The sequence below is a fragment of the Streptomyces sp. 840.1 genome (genome assembly GCF_003751445.1).
GTDB lineage: Bacteria > Actinomycetota > Actinomycetes > Streptomycetales > Streptomycetaceae > Streptomyces.
Window position 1 is genome coordinate 4,622,511 of record NZ_RJUU01000001.1, and the last position, 18,188, is coordinate 4,640,698.

Genomic DNA, 18,188 nt, shown 5'->3' on the forward strand with positions numbered 1-18,188 from the left:
TTGCTGGCGGGAGCCATTTTTCGTGCGTATTTTCGAGTGTGTCGAACGGGGTCGGAGCGGCTGAACACCGCTCCGGGAGAAGGGGAGAGCTGTGTCCATCATCGAGACCGACGCCGTACTGCACGAGGCGCACCGCGACAACCACACCCACCGCGATGTGAACGGTGGCTGGCTGCGGCCCGCGGTGTTCGGCGCCATGGACGGCCTCGTCTCGAACCTCGCCCTGATGACCGGGGTCGCGGGCGGTGACGTCTCGCACCGGACGATCGTGATCACCGGGCTGGCGGGTCTGGCCGCCGGTGCCTTCTCGATGGCGGCCGGCGAGTACACCTCCGTCGCCTCGCAGCGCGAGCTGGTGGAGGCCGAACTCGACGTCGAGCGGCGGGAGTTGCGCAAGCACCCGCTGGACGAGGAACGGGAGCTCGCCGCGCTCTACGAGTCCCGGGGCGTCGAGTCCGCCCTCGCCCGCGAGGTCGCCCGGCAGCTGTCGCGCGACCCGGAGCAGGCCCTGGAGATCCACGCCCGCGAGGAGCTCGGCATCGATCCGGGCGACCTGCCCTCGCCGCTGGTGGCCGCCGTCTCCTCGTTCGGTGCCTTCGCGCTGGGTGCCCTGCTGCCGCTGCTGCCCTACCTGCTCGGCGCGGACGCGCTGTGGCCGGCCGTGCTGCTGGCCCTGATCGGTCTCTTCGGCTGCGGCGCGGTGGTGGCCCGGGTCACGGCCCGCAGCTGGTGGTTCAGCGGACTGCGCCAGCTGGTGCTCGGCGGCGCGGCGGCCGCGCTCACCTACGGCCTGGGCATGCTCTTCGGCGTCGCCGTCGGCGGCTGAGCCGTCCGCGCGCAGACCACGGGCCGGGATCGGAACCACGATCCCGGCCCGTAACGTGCGCGCCATCCGTGTGACGTACGTCCTGATCACCGTCACTGGGCGGAACGGTCCCGCGCGACGTAAAATGAGACTCTATGCAGGGCTACACATAAGTAGTCGTTACCCGGCGGTTTCGTTTGTGCTTCCGCCGGGCATGAGCCGTAGACACCGCAGGCAACGACGCCTGCTCTCTGCGGTCTCCCGGGCGCCGATCCTCCGACTGCGACCCCCTCCACCGCCATCCGCGGTGTCCGTATGTTGGAACGAGCTATCCGCTTCTTGAGAAGCGTCCCATCATGTAATCTGCACGAAATTTCGCAGAGGGCCAACGTCGTCCCTCGGCTGCTCATATGCCACGACGACGACGGGAGAGCCGATGCGCACCGACGCCTGGTCGCCCATGGACGGTCGCCCCGCCCAGCAGGGGCTCTACGACCCCCGCAACGAGCACGACGCCTGCGGTGTCGGGTTCGTCGCCACTCTGACCGGTGTGGCAGGCCACGAGCTGGTCGAGCAGGCGCTGACCGTACTGCGCAACCTCGAACACCGCGGCGCCACCGGGTCCGAGCCCGACTCCGGTGACGGAGCCGGAATCCTGCTCCAGGTACCGGACGCCTTCCTGCGCGCAGAGGTCCCCTTCGACCTCCCCGAGGCCGGTGCCTACGCCGTCGGCATCGCGTTCCTGCCCGCGGACGACTCCACAGCGGCCGTCAAGGGTCTTGAGAAGATCGCCGCCGAAGAAGGCCTGAAGGTCCTCGGCTGGCGCGACGTCCCGGTCACCCCCGGCATCCTCGGCAAGGGCGCCCGCGCCACCATGCCCGAGTTCCGCCAGCTCTTCGTCGCGGACGGCGAGAGCAGCGGCATCGTCCTGGACCGCAAGGCCTTCGTGCTGCGCAAGCGCGCCGAGCGTGAGACCGGGGTCTACTTCCCGTCGCTCTCCGCCCGCACGGTCGTCTACAAGGGCATGCTCACCACCGGGCAGCTGGAGCCGTTCTTCCCGGACCTCTCCGACGCCCGGTTCGCCACCACGGTCGCCCTCGTCCACTCGCGCTTCTCCACCAACACCTTCCCGAGCTGGCCGCTCGCCCACCCCTACCGCTTCGTCGCGCACAACGGCGAGATCAACACGGTCAAGGGCAACCGCAACTGGATGAAGGCCCGCGAGTCCCAGCTCGCCTCCAGCCTCTTCGGTACGGAGCAGCTGGACCGGATCTTCCCCGTCTGCACCCCGGACGCCTCCGACTCGGCCTCCTTCGACGAGGTCCTGGAGCTGCTCCACCTCGGCGGCCGCTCGCTGCCGCACTCGGTGCTGATGATGGTCCCCGAGGCGTGGGAGAACCACGACTCCATGGACCCGGCCCGGCGCGCCTTCTACCAGTACCACTCCACGATGATGGAGCCCTGGGACGGCCCGGCCTGCGTCACCTTCACCGACGGCGTCCAGGTCGGCGCGGTCCTCGACCGCAACGGTCTGCGCCCCGGCCGCTACTGGGTCACCGACGACGGTCTCGTCGTGCTCTCCTCGGAGGTCGGCGTTCTGGACATCGACCCCGCCAAGGTCGTCCGCAAGGGCCGCCTGCAGCCCGGCAAGATGTTCCTCGTCGACACCGCCGAGCACCGCATCATCGAGGACGACGAGATCAAGGCGTCCCTCGCCGCCGAGCAGCCCTACCAGGAGTGGCTGGAGACCGGCGAGATCGAGCTGGAGGACCTCCCCGAGCGGGAGCACATCGTGCACACGCACGCCTCCGTCACCCGCCGCCAGCAGACCTTCGGCTACACCGAGGAAGAGCTGCGCGTCATCCTCGCCCCGATGGCCCGCACCGCCGGCGAACCGCTCGGCTCCATGGGCACCGACTCGCCGATCGCCGCGCTGTCCGCCCGGCCCCGGCTGCTCTTCGACTACTTCACCCAGCTGTTCGCGCAGGTCACCAACCCGCCGCTGGACGCCATCCGCGAGGAGCTCGTCACCTCGCTGCGCTCCACGCTCGGCCCGGCCGGCAACATCCTGGAGCCGACCGCCGCGGCCTGCCGCAGCGTCACGCTGCCGTTCCCGGTGATCGACAACGACGAGCTGGCCAAGCTCATACACATCAACGCCGACGGCGACATGCCGGGCATGAAGGCCGCCACGCTCTCCGGCCTCTACCGGGTCGGCGGCGGCGGCGAGTCCCTCGCCGCCCGGATCGACGAGATCTGTACGGAGGTCGACGCCGCCATAGAGGACGGTGCCCGCCTCATCGTCCTGTCCGACCGGCACTCCGACGCCGAGCACGCGCCGATCCCCTCGCTGCTGCTCACCTCGGCCGTCCACCACCACCTCATCCGCACCAAGCAGCGCACCCAGGTGGGCCTGCTGGTCGAGGCCGGTGACGTCCGCGAGGTCCACCACGTCGCGCTGCTGATCGGCTTCGGCGCCGCCGCGGTCAACCCGTACCTGGCCATGGAGTCCGTCGAGGACCTGGTCCGGGCCGGCACCTTCATCGAGGGCATCGAGGCCGAGCAGGCCATCCGCAACCTCATCTACGCACTGGGCAAGGGCGTCCTGAAGGTGATGTCCAAGATGGGCATCTCCACCGTCGCCTCCTACCGGGGCGCCCAGGTCTTCGAGGCCGTCGGCCTCGACCAGTCCTTCGTCGACCGGTACTTCAACGGCACCACCACCAAGATCGGCGGCGCCGGACTCGACGTCGTCGCCAAGGAGGTCGCCGCCCGGCACGCCAAGGGCTACCCGGCCACGGGCATCTCCGCCTCGCACCGCGCGCTGGAGATCGGCGGCGAGTACCAGTGGCGCCGCGAGGGCGAACCGCACCTGTTCGACCCGGACACGGTCTTCCGCCTCCAGCACGCCACCCGCAACCGCCGCTACGACATCTTCAAGCAGTACACGGAGCGGGTGAACGAGCAGTCCGAGCGCCTGATGACGCTCCGCGGCCTGTTCGGCTTCACCTCGGACCGCGAGGCCATCGACATCGACGAGGTCGAGTCCGTCTCCGACCTCGTCAAGCGCTTCTCGACCGGCGCCATGTCCTACGGCTCGATCTCCCGCGAGGCGCACGAGACCCTCGCCATCGCCATGAACCAGCTGGGCGGCAAGTCCAACACCGGTGAGGGCGGCGAGGACGCCGACCGGCTCTACGACCCGGCGCGCCGCTCCTCCATCAAGCAGGTCGCCTCCGGCCGCTTCGGTGTCACCAGCGAGTACCTGGTCAACGCGGACGACATCCAGATCAAGATGGCGCAGGGCGCCAAGCCCGGCGAGGGCGGCCAGCTGCCCGGCCACAAGGTCTACCCGTGGGTCGCCAAGACCCGGCACTCCACCCCCGGCGTCGGCCTGATCTCCCCGCCGCCGCACCACGACATCTACTCCATCGAGGACCTGGCTCAGCTGATCCACGACCTCAAGAACGCCAACCCGGCGGCCCGCATCCACGTGAAGCTGGTCTCCGAGGTCGGCGTCGGCACGGTCGCCGCCGGTGTCTCCAAGGCGCACGCGGACGTCGTCCTGATCTCCGGCCACGACGGCGGAACGGGCGCCTCCCCGCTCACCTCCCTGAAGCACGCGGGCGGCCCCTGGGAGCTCGGCCTCGCCGAGACCCAGCAGACGCTGCTGCTCAACGGCCTGCGCGACCGCATCGTCGTGCAGACCGACGGCCAGCTCAAGACCGGCCGCGACGTCGTCATCGCCGCACTGCTGGGCGCCGAGGAGTTCGGTTTCGCGACCGCGCCACTCGTCGTCTCCGGCTGCGTCATGATGCGCGTCTGCCACCTGGACACCTGCCCCGTCGGCATCGCCACCCAGAACCCGGTCCTGCGGAGTCGCTTCTCCGGCAAGGCCGAGTACATCGTCAACTTCTTCGAGTTCATCGCCCAGGAAGTCCGCGAGATCCTCGCCGAGCTCGGCTTCCGTACGATCGAGGAGGCCGTCGGCCACGCCGAGCTGCTCGACACCGACCGGGCGGTCACGCACTGGAAGGCGCAGGGCCTCGACCTCGCCCCGCTGTTCCACGTCCCCGAGCTGGCCGACGGCGCCGTCCGTCACCAGATCGCCGAGCAGGACCACGGGCTGGACAAGGCGCTGGACAACGAGCTGATCAAGCTCGCCTCCGACGCCCTGAAGGCCGACAGCGCCGAGGCCGCCCAGCCGGTCCGCGCGCAGATCGCGATCCGCAACATCAACCGGACCGTCGGCACCATGCTCGGCCACGAGGTCACGAAGAAGTTCGGCGGTGCGGGCCTGCCCGACGACACCATCGACATCACCTTCACCGGCTCCGCCGGCCAGTCTTTCGGTGCCTTCCTCCCCGGCGGCGTCACGCTGCGCCTGGAGGGCGACGCCAACGACTACGTCGGCAAGGGCCTCTCCGGCGGCCGCGTCATCGTCCGCCCGGACCGGGGCGCCGACCACCTCGCGGAGTACTCCACCATCGCGGGCAACACCATCGCCTACGGCGCCACCGGCGGCGAACTGTTCCTGCGCGGCCGTACCGGCGAGCGCTTCTGCGTCCGCAACTCCGGCGCCACGGTCGTCTCGGAGGGCGTGGGAGACCACGGCTGCGAGTACATGACCGGCGGACACGCCGTCGTGCTCGGTGAGACCGGGCGCAACTTCGCGGCCGGCATGTCGGGCGGCGTCGCCTACGTCATCGACCTGAAGCGCGACCACGTCAACGCCGGGAACCTCGGCGCGGTCGAGGAGCTCTCCGACACCGACCGGCAGTGGCTGCACGATGTCGTGCGCCACCACCAGGAGGAGACCGGATCCACGGTCGCCGAGAAGCTCCTCGCCGAGTGGGACACCGCCGTGACCCGCTTCAGCAAGATCATCCCGTCCACCTACAAGGCAGTGCTCGCCGCCAAGGACGCCGCTGAGCTCGCCGGTCTCTCCGAGCAGGAGACCACCGAGAAGATGATGGAGGCGGCGACCAATGGCTGACCCCAAGGGCTTCCTGACCACCGGCCGCGAGGTCGCCCAGACCCGCCCCGTCGACGAGCGCGTCAAGGACTGGAACGAGGTCTACGTTCCGGGCTCGCTGCTCCCGATCATCAGCAAGCAGGCCGGCCGCTGCATGGACTGCGGCATCCCGTTCTGCCACCAGGGCTGTCCGCTCGGAAACCTCATCCCCGAGTGGAACGACTACGCCTACCGCGAGGACTGGACCGCCGCGTCCGAGCGCCTGCACGCCACGAACAACTTCCCGGAGTTCACCGGGCGGCTCTGCCCCGCCCCGTGCGAGTCGGCGTGCGTGCTCGGCATCAACCAGCCGGCCGTCACCATCAAGAACGTCGAAGTCTCCATCATCGACCAGGCGTGGGACCGGGGCGACGTCACGCCGCAGCCGCCCGAGCGCCTCTCCGGCAAGACCGTCGCCGTCATCGGCTCCGGTCCGGCCGGGCTCGCCGCCGCCCAGCAGCTGACCCGGGCCGGCCACACGGTCGCCGTCTACGAGCGCGCGGACCGCATCGGGGGACTCCTCCGGTACGGCATCCCCGAGTTCAAGATGGAGAAGTCGCACATCAACCGCCGCATCGAGCAGATGCGCGCGGAGGGCACCAAGTTCCGCACCGAGGTCGAGGTCGGCAAGGACGTCGACGCAGCCAAGCTGCGCCGCCGCTACGACGCCGTCGTCATCGCCGCCGGTGCCACCGTCTCCCGCGACCTGCCCGTCCCGGGCCGTGAGCTGAACGGTGTGCACTTCGCGATGGAGTACCTGCCGCTCGCCAACAAGGTGCAGGAGGGCGACCTGACGGTCTCCCCGATCACCGCCGAGGGCAAGCACGTCGTCGTCATCGGCGGCGGCGACACCGGCGCCGACTGCGTCGGCACCGCCCACCGGCAGGGCGCGCTCTCCGTCACCCAGCTGGAGATCATGCCCCGGCCGGGCGAGGACCGGAACGCCAACCAGCCCTGGCCGACCTTCCCGATGCTCTACAAGGTCACCTCCGCGCACGAGGAGGGCGGCGAGCGGATCTACTCCGTCTCCACCACCCACTTCGAGGGCGACGAGGACGGCAACGTCCAGTCGCTCCACCTCATCGAGGTGGAGTTCAAGGACGGCAAGCTGGAGCAGAAGACCGGCACCGAGCGCGTGATCCCCGCGCAGCTGGTCACCCTCGCCATGGGCTTCACCGGCACCGACCAGGCCAACGGTCTGGTCCAGCAGTTCGGCCTGGAACTGGATGCCCGTGGCAACGTCGCCCGCGACGACCAGTACGCTACGAACGTCGACGGGGTCTTCGTTGCCGGTGACGCCGGCCGGGGCCAGTCCCTCATCGTGTGGGCCATCGCCGAGGGCCGCTCCGCGGCACGCGGCGTGGACCGCTTCCTGACCGGGGCCAGCGCACTGCCGGCCCCGATCCGCCCGACGGACCGTTCCATGATGGTCTGATCACGGCACACAGACGTCCCGTACAACGGCGTACGGAACTGAACGCGGCGCCTGCCCGTCCCCGACCGGACGATTCGGCAGGCGCCGTGGCGCATCCCGGGGCGGGCGCGCGGCAGGCTCAGCCCGTCAGCGCCGAGGTCTTGAGCACCACCAGCAGCACCAGCACCGCGAACAGCACCACACACCCGGCGGCCTGGACCGCCGTACGGCGCTCCGCCGGGGCGTACGCGTAGACGACCGTGACGAGCGCACCGGTCAGCAGCCCGCCCAGATGGCCCTGCCACGAGGTGAACCCGGCCGAGACCACCATCCACACCAGGAACCCGGCCAGGAACCGGTTCACCGCGCGCATGTCCCGGCCCAGCCGCCGGCTGATGACGTAGAAGGCCGCCGCCAGCCCGAAGACCGCGCCCGAGGCGCCCACCGCGGTGTCCAGCGGCGCGATCAGGTACACCAGCACCGAACCGCCCAGCGCGGACAGCAGGTACAGCGCCAGGAAGCGGACCCGGCCCAGCTGCTCCTCGACGACCCGGCCCAGGTTCCACAGCGCGTACATGTTGAAGGCGATGTGCAGCACCCCGAACGGCACCGAGCCGAGGGCGGAGTCGCCGGGCGGCAGGTGCAGGAAGGCGCCGGTCAGCAGCCGGTACCACTCACCGCCCACCACCCCGGTCACGTCGAAACCGGGGATGCCGCCGCTCTCGTAGACGTACCGGACCCCGTCCGGACCGGTCAGCTCCGCACCCGTCATCCCGAACCGGTCCACGATCCCCGGGCGCACCAGCTCGGCCAGGTACACCAGGATGTTCAGGCCCATCAGCACACAGGTGACGAGCGGAACCGCGGTCCGGGCCACCGACCCGCCGAACGCCGTCCGCGCCTGCCGGACGGAGCGCCGCCCCTCCTTCACGCACTCCACGCAGTGGTGGCCGACCGCCGCCTCGCGCATGCAGTCCGGGCAGATGAAGCGCTCGCAGCGGGTGCAGCTCACATACGTCTCGTACGCGGGATGGCGGTAGCACGTGGTGATGGCGGCCTCCATGGCCGGCTCCTTCATCGGTGAACGGGCAAGAGCGGCCGGTGGGGGGCGGCGGCGATCAAGATAGCGAACCCCCGGGGAGCCGGTTCCATCCGGCCCCGGACCGTAGGCTCGTCGTCCCTGCCCCCGTCGAACCCGGAGCATTCGCATGACCTCTGAGGCGTTCCGAATCCTGCGCGCGGCGGGCCGGACCCCGGCCCCCTGGAAGAACGGCGCAGGAGTCACCCGCGAGATCGCCGTGTCGCCCGGTGGGGACGGCGGCGGCTTCGACTGGCGGGTCAGCCTCGCGGACGTGACCGAGGACGGGCCGTTCTCCGCGTTCCCCGGCGTGGACCGCACCCTGACCGTGGTGGAGGGCGCCGGGATGGACCTCATGGTGGACGGCGAGCACCACATCGTCGACGAGCCGTACTGGCCCCACGGCTTCCCGGGCGACGTGGCGACCGACGGACGGCTGCTGGCGGGCCCGGTGCTCAACCTCAACGTGATGTACCGCAGGGACCGTGCGCGGGCCGAGGTGGCGGTCGTACGCGGCACCGTGCGGCTGACGGCTCCCGAGGGCGGGGCGGTACTGGCCGTGGCGCTGGAGGACGGCGCCGTCGTCGACGGTACGGACACCGTGCTCGGCCGCTACGACGCGGTGTCGCTGCACGGCCGGGCGTCGTGCGCGCTGCGGACGCACGGGTACGCGGCGCTGATCACGCTGTCGGGACCTGGGCCGGCCTGAACGGCTGCCGAACGGGTGGTCCGGGACGGCCGCCGGCTAAATCCGGTCCCAAACCCGACAGAGGATGTCGGGATTAAGGGTTTCGATGAACTCATGACATCGAACTCCTGGGCAGATTTCCGGACCGCGGAGCCCGACTTCGCCGACACCGTGCGGCAGCGCTTCGAGAAGTACAAGCACCACGTCCTGGCGACCATCCGCAAGGACGGTTCGCCCAGGGTGACCGGCCTGGAGGTGGAGTTCCGGCTGGACGAGCCCTTCCTCGGCATGATGCCGAACTCCCGCAAGGCGCTGGACCTGCTCCGCGACCCGCGCTTCGCCGTGCACGCCAACCCCGGCCCCGACGCCGAGATGGCCGACGGGGACGCCCGGATCTCCGGCCGGGCGGTGGAGGTCACCGACCCCGCGGTGCTGGCCCGCTTCATCGATGAGGTGGTGCCGCCGCAGCCGTTCCACCTCTTCCGGCTGGAGCTGACCGAGGTGATGTACACCGGTATCGAGGGCGGCGACACCCTCGTCATCCGGGTGTGGCGGCCCGGGAAGCCGCTGCGCTCCTTCCGCCGCGGCAATGACGAGGCCACCCTGGCCGAGATCTCCTGAAGGTCCGGGCTCCCTCCGAAGGCGCCCGTATGACGGCGGGGAGACGGCCGGGCGGAGAATGGGCGGGTGCCTACCAAGAAGAAGCCCCAGGCGACGCCTTCCCCCGAGCGGCGCGGCGAGCTGCTCGCCATCGCCGCCGAGGTGTTCGCCGCGCAGGGATACAACGCCACGACCGTCCGCCGGATCGCGGACGCGGCCGGAATGCTCGCGGGCAGCCTCTACTACCACTTCGATTCGAAGGAATCGATGGTCGACGAGATCCTCTCCACCTTCCTGAACGAGCTCTGGGAGGGGTACGACGCGGTGCTCGAAGCCGGGCTCGGCCCCAGGGAGACCATCGAGGCGCTCGTCACCGAGTCCTTCCGCGAGATCGACCGGCACCGCGCCGCCGTCGCCATCTACCAGAAGGAGTCCCAGCACCTGGCCGCCCAGCCGAGGTTCCAGTACCTCGTCGACTCCCAGCAGAAGTTCGAGAAGGCCTGGCTGGGCACCCTGGAGCGCGGCGTCGTGGACCGGGTCTTCCGCGCCGACCTGGACATCCGGCTCACCTACCGGTTCGTCCGCGACACCGTCTGGGTCGCCGCGTCCTGGTACCGGCCTGGCGGCCGGCACAGCCCCGAGGAGATCGCCCGCCAGTACCTGTCGATGGTCCTGGACGGGATCGCCTTGCGCGGCTGAGGCGACGCGGCGCCCGGGGCCTTCCGAGTCTTCGGCGATCTTCGAACGGCTCCGGCCCTTGCGCCCCATGGGTTCACCCGGGAAACAGCCGGCCGGCGGCGTGGCGTGTCCCACCGCCGGTCGGCAGATCGTGCTACGGTGGTCCGGTTGCAGTTTTGGTACCCATGAACTTTATGTGCGCCTGACGGGAATGCTTCCTCAGGCGCTTTATTGTTTTCCGGCTTTCTCCGGGTGGGGCTCAATGCGGCGACTTGGAATTCGTAAAGTGCGGATTTCCGGCACTGCACCTGTTTTAGGAGAATGACATGGCTACTGGAACCGTGAAGTGGTTCAACTCGGAAAAGGGCTTCGGCTTCATCGAGCAGGACGGCGGCGGCGCTGACGTCTTCGCCCACTACTCCAACATCGCCACCCAGGGCTTCCGTGAGCTCCAGGAGGGCCAGAAGGTCTCCTTCGACGTCACGCAGGGCCAGAAGGGCCCGCAGGCGGAGAACATCGTCCCGGCCTAATTGCCGGACGCGTACCTCGCAGCCGGGGCCCGCACCGTGAAGGTGCGGGCCCCGGCTTGTGCTGTCCCTGGGAAGTACGTAACCTCCGGGCGCCCACCGGCGCCCCGCACCGGGTGCGACGAAGCACCCCGGGTGTCCCGGGCCCCCGCGCACCGCGTGCAGTGTCCGCATTCCGCGCGGGCCCCCGAAAAGTCCCAGCAGTCCCACGTAGTTCCCAGGAATCCCCAGGAGGGCAATTCCGTATGACCCGCTCCGAACGTCAGGACCGTCCCGCCCGCAATCGCCCGTCGAGGGGGCGTGGCACGGCCCAGGCAAAGGCAACCGCACAGGGTTCCGGCAAGGGATCCGGCAAGGCGTCGCCGCGTCGCAAGGCCACGCCGCCGCAGGGTGAGTTCGCCCTGCCCGAAACCATGACCCCCGCACTGCCCGCCGTCGAGGCGTTCGCCGAGCTGGACATGCCCGCCGCCCTGCTGAAAACCCTTGCCGCGCAGGGCGTCACCGACCCCTTCCCGATCCAGGGCGCCACCCTGCCGAACTCGCTCGCCGGCCGGGACATCCTCGGCCGGGGCCGTACCGGCTCCGGCAAGACCCTGGCCTTCGGTCTCGCGCTGCTGGCCCGCACCGCCGGGCGGCGCTCCGAGCCGAAGGCGCCGCTCGTCCTCGTCCTCGTCCCGACCCGCGAGCTCGCCCAGCAGGTCACCGACGCGCTGACCCCCTACGCCACCGCGGTCAACCTGCGGATGGCCACGGTCGTCGGCGGGATGTCGATCACCAAGCAGTCCGGCACCCTGCGCCGGGGCGCCGAGGTGCTCGTCGCCACGCCGGGCCGGCTCAAGGACCTCATCGAGCGCGGCGACTGCCGCCTCGACCAGGTCGCCATCACCGTCCTCGACGAGGCCGACCAGATGGCCGACATGGGCTTCATGCCGCAGGTCGTCGCCCTGCTCAAGCAGGTCGAGCCGGACGGGCAGCGGATGCTCTTCTCCGCGACCCTGGACAAGAACATCGACCGCCTGGTCAAGATGTTCCTGACCGACCCCGTCGTGCACTCGGTCGACCCCTCGGCCGGCGCCGTCACCACCATGGAGCACCACGTGCTCCACGTGCTCGACGAGACCGACAAGAAGGCCGTCGCCACGAAGATCGCCGCTCGCGAGGGCCGGGTGATCATGTTCGTCGACACCAAGCGTGCCGCCGACCGCTTCGCCAAGCGGCTGCTCGCAAGCGGCGTCCGGGCCGCGGCCCTGCACGGCGGCCGCTCGCAGCCGCAGCGCAACCGGACCCTGGACCAGTTCAAGAACGGCCAGGTCACCGCGCTCGTCGCGACGAACGTGGCGGCGCGCGGCATCCACGTCGACGACCTCGACCTCGTCGTCAACGTGGACCCGCCCACCGACCACAAGGACTACCTCCACCGAGGCGGGCGCACGGCGCGCGCCGGGGAGTCCGGCAGCGTCGTCACGCTGGTGCTGCCCGAGGAGAAGCGGGAGATGACCCGGCTGATGCAGGACGCCGGCATCGCGCCGCGCACTACCCGGATCAAGTCCACCGACGAGGAGCTCGCCCGGATCACCGGCGCGCGTGAGCCGTCGGGCATCGCCATCGTGGTCGAGATCCCGCAGCCGACCCAGCCGAAGCCGCGTACGCGGTCCGGCGGGGGCTCGGGCGCGGGGACGGGCGGCGGTTTCCGCTCGGGGACGCGTGGGCGTGGCCGGCGCGGATCCGGTGCCGGGGCTGCCGGCGGTGCCGGTGGCGGGACCGGGGGCGCGGGTCGCGCCGGCGGTTCCGGCCGCAGCGGTGCGCCTGCGCGCGGGCGCCGCGCGGCGTAGCGCAATTCAGCCCGTCCGGCGACGGAGGACGGAAGCGATGCCCGGGAGCACCCGGCCGACGCTCCGTCCTCAATCGCCGGACGGGCTTGTCTGTGCCCCCAGCCGCGCCAGCACGTCCGCGCCGAACGCCCGGCGCAACGGATCATCCGCCGCGCACCACGCGGCCGCCGCCTGCCGGGTCTCCTCGTCGCCGCGCTCGCGCAGCGCCTGTGCCGAGGCCTGCCAGTTGTCCAGGTCCGGGCCGCCCGAGTGCAGCGCCCGGCGGGCCAGCTCCTCGAACGGGGCGAGCAGGCCCAGTTCGCTCTCCAGGAGCGTGGCGATCGCGCCGTGCCCGGTCTGCTGGTCCTGGCCCGCGAACGGCTCCCCGTCGCCCCGGGCCAGCTCGACGACCAGCGTCTCGCCGCCGTCGACGACGGTGCGGTGCACCGATACGCGGTGCGCGTCCGTGTCCCCGTACGCGTCGAGCAGCCCGCCGCGCATCTCCTGTTCCAGGTCCACGTCCAGCATGCGGCGCGCCTCGCCGAGCGCCTCTTCGAGGGCCCCGTCCGGTGCTCCCGCGCCGTGGTGCAGCAGCGCCCGCACCGTCTCCAGGGAGCCCCTGCGGGCGGCCAGGAGGAGCGGCGCCTCGCCGCCCGGCCCCGGCAGGCAGGGGTCGGCGCCGTGGGCGAGCAGGGCGCGGGCGGTCCCCGCGTGGCCGAGCCCCACCGCCCAGCGCAGCGCCGTGAAACCGAACTGCTCGCGCAGATCCGGCCGGGCCCCGGCCGACAGCAGCGCCTCGACCACCTCGGTGTGACCGCCGCAGGCCGCCCCGCAGATCGGCAGGTCACCCGCTTCCGGACCGCAGGCCCGGTCCGGATCGGCACCGGCCGCGAGGAGCAGCCGCACCACGCCCGGCCGGTCCGAGACCGCCGCCAGGTAGAGCGCGCTGGCACCGTCCTCGTCGGTCGACTCGGCGGGCACACCGGCGCGAAGCAGCCGTACGACGGCGTCCTCGCCCTCGTACACCGCGTCGAACAGGCTCTGCCCGCCCGCCCCCGGGTATCCCCGCGTCATCGGATCTTCTGTCACATTTCGACTGTAATACCTTTTGAGCCAAGGCCTGTTACGGGCGTTGGCGTCTCAGGTCGTGCAGTCCAGCACCGTGCGGCACAGCGCGCACCTGGCCCGCACCCGGCCGCGCACCGGCACCCGGTTGCGCTGATGGCAGGTCGGGCACGCGAACGCGACCCGCAGCCCGTCCCGCCCGGTCTCGAAGGCGTACGGCGGCTCGGGGCCGGGGGCCGAGGCCGCACCGGGATGGTCCTGGGCGTACCGGCGGTCCTTGGCGTACCGGCGCCGGCCCGCCCAGCCGGCCGCCGTCAACGGCGGCTGCAGGGTCTCCCGCAGGGCCTGCGCCCGGCCCTTCGTGTACGCGGTGTAGGCCTGCGGGCTGGTGAACCAGGGCGAGGGGTCCTCGTCGAAGGCGAGTGCCCGCTTGGCCAGTACGTACCCGAACTCCTCCGGGGTGAGGTAGCCGAGCTTCTGGCTGGAGGTGGCGTCCTCCCGGAACGCGTCGAGCAGCAGCCAGCCGGCCCCCAGATAGGCGGCCGCGGTGTCGGTGAGGATCTCGTTGTCGCGGATACCAGGGAACCGCAGGTCGAGCCGGTGCAGCAGCACATGGGTGACCTCGTGCGACAACGCGGCGCCGATGTCCCTGCGGTGGGTGCGGAACCGGTCGTTGAGCTCGACGAAGTACTCGGGCCCGGCCGCGAGTTCGACGCTGCCGGCATGCTCCATCGCACGGAACGCCACGACCATGCGGGCGTCCGGCAGACGCAGGTGCCGCACCATCGCCCGTGCCACGCGCTGCGCGCCGATGTGCAGGTCGTCCGAGTCGGCGAAGGCGGCGTCGACGGGCAGCAGGCTCGGCGCGAAACGGTGCACACCGTCGTACGACAGCCGCCGGTACAGCGCGGTGATCGCGGACCGGACCGTCGCCAGGTGCGGGAACCCGTGCACGACCGGGCTGCCGTGGGGGCTGTCGCTCACGCCCTCACCCCCGTCCGCGCCACTCGGTGCCGCCCACTGTAGCGGGGGGCGGCGCCGGGCGGCCCGGGAGAGCGGGGCGGCCCTCAGATGCCGGCCGCCTCCGGGACACCGGCAGCGGTCCGCGAGGCCGGACCCGGCCCCAGCTCCGCGTACGGCGCGCCCGCTTCCTCCAGCTCCAGCACCCACACCTCGTTGCTCCCTTCCCGCAGCACCGGACCCGGCACGTACAGCGTGCGCTGCGGGCCCGCCGACCAGTACCGGCCGAGGCAGAACCCGTTCACCCAGACGAACCCGCGCGTCCAGCCCGGCAGTTCGAGGCCCGCGTGCCCGGTCTCGCGCGCGTCCGCCGCCGCGAGCTCGAAGGAACCCCGGTACAGGCCGCCGCGCCCGGCCCCGTCGACCGGGACGAAGGGGACCGAGGCCACCGCCGCCGCGTCCTCGAACGCGTCGAGCCGCAGGGCCCGCGCCCGTACGCCGTGCAGGAACTGCCGCTCGTGCAGCACGCCTCCGGTGATGCCCTTGGCCTCGCCGAGGCGCGGCCCGTAGTTGACCCGGCCCAGCGACTCGGCCCACAGCTCCACCTCGGCGGGCCCGGCCACCGGCTCGTCGAGGGTGCCGTCCTCCTCGCTCAGGACGCCCCTGCGGACACCGTCCACGTACACCACCGCCCGGTCCCGCAGGCCCGACACGCCCAGGGTGTACGGCCGTCGGGGGCCCGGGACGGCGACCCGGTAGCGCACCAGGCCCCGGTCGACGCCCAGCTCCTCGAACGTGGGCGGAACGCCGGACTCCGGCTGCTCCTCGTCCCCGAGCGCCTCCAGCACGTCGCTGAGGGGCGCCCAGCCGGTCAGCGCGGCCCGCAGCGGCGCGGCGAGCCCGGCGGGCTCCGGCGGCGGCTCCGGGAGCGGGCCGTCCGCGTAGGGGGCGAGGACCTCCCGGAACAGCCAGAACTTCTCGGTGGGCCGCCCGTACTCGTCGACCGGTGCGTCGTAGTCGTACGACGTCACCGTCCCCAGGAGCCGCTGGTCCTGGAGCGGGCCCGAGCGGTTGGCGCCCGCCCAGCCGCCGAAGTTCGTGCCGCCGTGCGCCATGTAGATGTTGACCGACGCCCCGCACTCCAGGATCTCCCGCAGCGCGTCGGCGGCCTGTGCCGGATCACGTACGACCGGCGGCGCACCCCAGTGCTCGAACCAGCCGCACCAGAACTCCATGCACATCAGCGGGCCCTTGTCCTGGTGGCGCCTGAGCACCCGGAACGCCTCGCGCGCGCCCGACCCGAAGTTCGCCGTGGCCAGCAGGCCGGGCACCGAACCGCCCGTGAGCATGTGGTCCTCCGGCCCGTCGGAGGTGAACAGCGGTACGCTCACGCCGAGTTCGACGAGCATCGCGGCCACCTGCCGCAGGTACTCCTGGTCGGTGCCGTAGCTGCCGTACTCGTTCTCCGCCTGGACCATGATCACCGGACCGCCGCGGTCGATCTGCCGCTCCACGACCTGGGGCAGGAGTTCGGCGAACCACCGCCGTACCGCGTCCAGATAGCCGGCGTCGCGGGTCCGCACCCGCCGGCCGTACCGCCCGGTCACCCAGGTTGGCAGTCCGCCGTTCTCCCACTCCGCGCAGATGTAGGGACCCGGCCGGACGATCGCCCGGAGTCCGGCCCGCTGGGCCGAGTCCAGGAACCGGCCCAGCGCCGCCACGTCCCGGAACCGGCCGGGCCGGGGTTCGTGGAGGTTCCACGGCACGTACGTCTCGACACAGTTCAGGCCCATCGCCCGCAGCATCGACAGCCGGTGGTCCCACTGCGCCTCGTGCACCCGGAAGTAGTGCAGGGCACCCGACAGCAGCCGCACGGGCCGCCCGTCGAGCCGGAAGTGGTCGTCGTCGCCCACCGTGAAGTCAGCCATCGTGCTCGTTCTCTCCTGTGCGGGCGGTCCCGGGGTGCCGTGCTCCGCGAGCGGGTACGGCCGGAACGCGGCACGTGTGACGGAGCGGGCGAACCCGGGAGGAATGTCGCGACCCAGCCTCACCCCCTGGCGTGCGGCCGGTCCATGGACAAAGATCATTGCTGTTTGGACGCAGCGGCACACGGCTGCGGCGGCACACGAGTGCAGCGGCACGCCGCTGTCGCAGTACACGGCTGTCGCGGCGCACCGCGTCGCGGCATGGAGCGAGAACCGGGAGCGAAAGCCGATGTACCACACCTGGATGCGCTTCTTCACCCCGAGCCCGCTCCACCACCGCCTCGGTCTGGTCTGCCTCGGGGTGGGCCTCCAGCACGGCGCGCTGCCCACCGTCGGCCCCCGCACCCTGGACCACCACGTCGCCGTGGTCATCAACTCGGGCAGCGGGTGGTTCGCCGGGCCCGACGGGCGGCGCACCCCGGTCACCGCGCCCAGCCTGATCTGGCTCACCCCGGGCACCCCGCACCACTACGGCGCCGACCCCGCCACCGGCTGGGACGAGAGCTTCGTCGACTTCACGGGCCCCGCCACCACCACCTACACCGAACTCGGCTACATCGAGCCGGACCGCCCCCTCGTCCCGCTCTCCGACACGGCGGCGCCACGGGCCGCCATCGGCCGGATGGTGCGGGCGGCCCGGCGCGGCAACCCGCTCCTGGAGGTGGAGACGGGCGCCGCCGTCCACGAACTGCTCGTCGCGCTGCGCCGGGCCCGCGCCGATGTCAGCCCCGACGGTGACCCGGTGCTCCAGGCCATGACCCGGGACGCCTTCCAGCCGCTCTCCGTCGCCGAGCACGCCGCCCGGCACGGGATGACCGCCGCCGAACTGCGCACGGCCGTCCGGCGCGGAGCGGGGTGCAGCCCGAAGGACTACCTGCTCGGCATCCGGCTGGGCCGTGCCAAGGAGCTGCTGGCCACCAGCGATCTGCCGGTCGCGGCGGTCGCCCGCCGGGTCGGGTACGACGATCCGGCGTACTTCTCCCGGCTGTTCGCCCGCCGCGTCGGCATCGCCCCGGTCCGCTTCCGTGAGCAGCAGGGGCGCAGTGTGCCGGGGGGCTGGAGCGACCGGGTGCCGGACCCGGACCACCCGCCGACGATCACTCCGTAGCCCGCTGCGCCGGACGGGCTCCAGGGTCTTTCGTCCGGACCCCGCGAGCCCAGCATGATCCGAACGAAAGGCCCTAAGCTCGATGACCATGACCATGAGCGACATCGACGATTCCGTAGGCGCCGAGCTGAACCGGCTGCGAGAGAGCATCGACAACATCGACGCCGCAGTCGTCCATATGCTGGCCGAGCGCTTCAAGTGCACCCAGCAGGTCGGTCACCTCAAGGCCGCCCACCACCTTCCCCCGGCCGATCAGGCCCGGGAGTCCCGCCAGATCGCCCGGCTGCGGCAGCTGGCGGAGAGCGCGCACCTGGACCCGGCGTTCGCCGAGAAGCTGCTGAACTTCATCGTGGCCGAGGTCATCCGCCACCACGAGCGCATCGCGGAGGAGTCGGCGAACGGGACGGGCGGCGCGGGGGCCTGAGCGGCATCCCCGCGCCGCGGCCGCCCGTTCC

The 18,188-nt window shown here is 71.6% G+C and carries 14 protein-coding genes; 10 read left to right on the forward strand and 4 right to left on the reverse strand.

Annotation, left to right across the window (positions count from 1 at the left end):
- The first annotated feature begins 91 nt into the window (after positions 1-91).
- The 3 genes from EDD93_RS21135 (at position 92) to EDD93_RS21145 (ending at position 7,254) form a co-directional block, all read left to right on the forward strand.
- A complete protein-coding gene (locus EDD93_RS21135; RefSeq protein ID WP_123526635.1) occupies positions 92-826 on the forward strand; it encodes a VIT1/CCC1 transporter family protein in 735 nt (244 codons plus the stop codon).
- A 415-nt stretch (positions 827-1,241) separates the two neighbouring features.
- On the forward strand, positions 1,242-5,801 hold the full coding sequence (gltB, locus tag EDD93_RS21140) for a glutamate synthase large subunit (protein ID WP_123526636.1): 4,560 nt from the start codon (positions 1,242-1,244) through the stop codon (positions 5,799-5,801).
- Positions 5,794-7,254 carry a glutamate synthase subunit beta gene (locus tag EDD93_RS21145; protein WP_123526637.1) on the forward strand — a complete coding sequence of 487 codons (1,461 nt, stop codon included), beginning with the start codon at positions 5,794-5,796 and terminating at the stop codon, positions 7,252-7,254. Before gltB ends, EDD93_RS21145 begins: the two co-directional genes overlap by 8 nt.
- Positions 7,255-7,372: 118 nt before the next feature.
- Here the strand turns inward: EDD93_RS21145 and EDD93_RS21150 are convergent, their stop codons facing one another.
- Positions 7,373-8,296: a rhomboid family intramembrane serine protease gene (locus tag EDD93_RS21150; RefSeq protein WP_123526638.1), complete on the reverse strand. Its 924-nt coding sequence runs from the start codon at positions 8,294-8,296 to the stop codon at positions 7,373-7,375.
- 145 nt (positions 8,297-8,441) lie between these two features.
- Here EDD93_RS21150 and EDD93_RS21155 point away from each other — a divergent pair, with 145 nt between their 5' ends.
- The 5 genes from EDD93_RS21155 (at position 8,442) to EDD93_RS21175 (ending at position 12,636) form a co-directional block, all read left to right on the forward strand.
- Entirely contained in the window at positions 8,442-9,020 is a 579-nt protein-coding gene (locus EDD93_RS21155) for a HutD family protein (protein WP_123526639.1), read from the forward strand.
- Positions 9,021-9,113: 93 nt separating this feature from the next.
- Positions 9,114-9,620, forward strand: coding sequence for a pyridoxamine 5'-phosphate oxidase family protein (locus tag EDD93_RS21160; RefSeq protein ID WP_123526640.1), 507 nt, complete (start codon positions 9,114-9,116; stop codon positions 9,618-9,620).
- Positions 9,621-9,686: 66 nt separating this feature from the next.
- A complete protein-coding gene (locus tag EDD93_RS21165; RefSeq protein WP_123526641.1) occupies positions 9,687-10,298 on the forward strand; it encodes a TetR/AcrR family transcriptional regulator in 612 nt (203 codons plus the stop codon).
- Positions 10,299-10,603: 305 nt separating this feature from the next.
- Entirely contained in the window at positions 10,604-10,807 is a 204-nt protein-coding gene (locus tag EDD93_RS21170; protein ID WP_015607926.1) for a cold-shock protein, read from the forward strand.
- A gap of 242 nt (positions 10,808-11,049) precedes the next feature.
- Positions 11,050-12,636 (forward strand): DEAD/DEAH box helicase, encoded by a 1,587-nt coding sequence (locus EDD93_RS21175; protein ID WP_123526642.1) that lies wholly within the window; start codon positions 11,050-11,052, stop codon positions 12,634-12,636.
- 69 nt (positions 12,637-12,705) lie between these two features.
- Here the strand turns inward: EDD93_RS21175 and EDD93_RS21180 are convergent, their stop codons facing one another.
- The 3 genes from EDD93_RS21180 to EDD93_RS21190 form a co-directional block, all read right to left on the reverse strand.
- Positions 12,706-13,704, reverse strand: coding sequence for an ankyrin repeat domain-containing protein (locus EDD93_RS21180; protein ID WP_260255800.1), 999 nt, complete (start codon positions 13,702-13,704; stop codon positions 12,706-12,708).
- A 51-nt stretch (positions 13,705-13,755) separates the two neighbouring features.
- A complete protein-coding gene (locus EDD93_RS21185) occupies positions 13,756-14,664 on the reverse strand; it encodes a hypothetical protein (protein ID WP_123526644.1) in 909 nt (302 codons plus the stop codon).
- Positions 14,665-14,747: 83 nt separating this feature from the next.
- The gene (locus tag EDD93_RS21190; protein WP_123526645.1) at positions 14,748-16,568 is read right to left on the reverse strand and encodes a beta-galactosidase family protein; all 1,821 of its coding nucleotides are present in this window, start codon (positions 16,566-16,568) and stop codon (positions 14,748-14,750) included.
- 286 nt (positions 16,569-16,854) lie between these two features.
- Here EDD93_RS21190 and EDD93_RS21195 point away from each other — a divergent pair, with 286 nt between their 5' ends.
- Positions 16,855-17,733 carry an AraC family transcriptional regulator gene (locus tag EDD93_RS21195; protein ID WP_123526646.1) on the forward strand — a complete coding sequence of 293 codons (879 nt, stop codon included), beginning with the start codon at positions 16,855-16,857 and terminating at the stop codon, positions 17,731-17,733.
- An 88-nt stretch (positions 17,734-17,821) separates the two neighbouring features.
- On the forward strand, positions 17,822-18,157 hold the full coding sequence (locus tag EDD93_RS21200) for a chorismate mutase (RefSeq protein ID WP_123527901.1): 336 nt from the start codon (positions 17,822-17,824) through the stop codon (positions 18,155-18,157).
- The last annotated feature ends 31 nt before the right edge of the window (positions 18,158-18,188 follow it).

What these genes read in the sequence shown, in the direction of transcription:
- gltB (WP_123526636.1), top strand. Translation starts at nt 1,242, where the DNA reads ATGCGCACCGACGCCTGGTCGCCCATGGACGGTCGCCCCGCCCAGCAG.
- EDD93_RS21145 (WP_123526637.1), top strand. Translation starts at nt 5,794, where the DNA reads ATGGCTGACCCCAAGGGCTTCCTGACCACCGGCCGCGAGGTCGCCCAG.
- EDD93_RS21150 (WP_123526638.1), bottom strand. Translation starts at nt 8,296, where the DNA reads ATGGAGGCCGCCATCACCACGTGCTACCGCCATCCCGCGTACGAGACG.
- EDD93_RS21155 (WP_123526639.1), top strand. Translation starts at nt 8,442, where the DNA reads ATGACCTCTGAGGCGTTCCGAATCCTGCGCGCGGCGGGCCGGACCCCG.
- EDD93_RS21160 (WP_123526640.1), top strand. Translation starts at nt 9,114, where the DNA reads ATGACATCGAACTCCTGGGCAGATTTCCGGACCGCGGAGCCCGACTTC.
- EDD93_RS21170 (WP_015607926.1), top strand. Translation starts at nt 10,604, where the DNA reads ATGGCTACTGGAACCGTGAAGTGGTTCAACTCGGAAAAGGGCTTCGGC.
- EDD93_RS21175 (WP_123526642.1), top strand. Translation starts at nt 11,050, where the DNA reads ATGACCCGCTCCGAACGTCAGGACCGTCCCGCCCGCAATCGCCCGTCG.
- EDD93_RS21190 (WP_123526645.1), bottom strand. Translation starts at nt 16,568, where the DNA reads ATGGCTGACTTCACGGTGGGCGACGACGACCACTTCCGGCTCGACGGG.
- EDD93_RS21195 (WP_123526646.1), top strand. Translation starts at nt 16,855, where the DNA reads ATGTACCACACCTGGATGCGCTTCTTCACCCCGAGCCCGCTCCACCAC.
- EDD93_RS21200 (WP_123527901.1), top strand. Translation starts at nt 17,822, where the DNA reads ATGACCATGAGCGACATCGACGATTCCGTAGGCGCCGAGCTGAACCGG.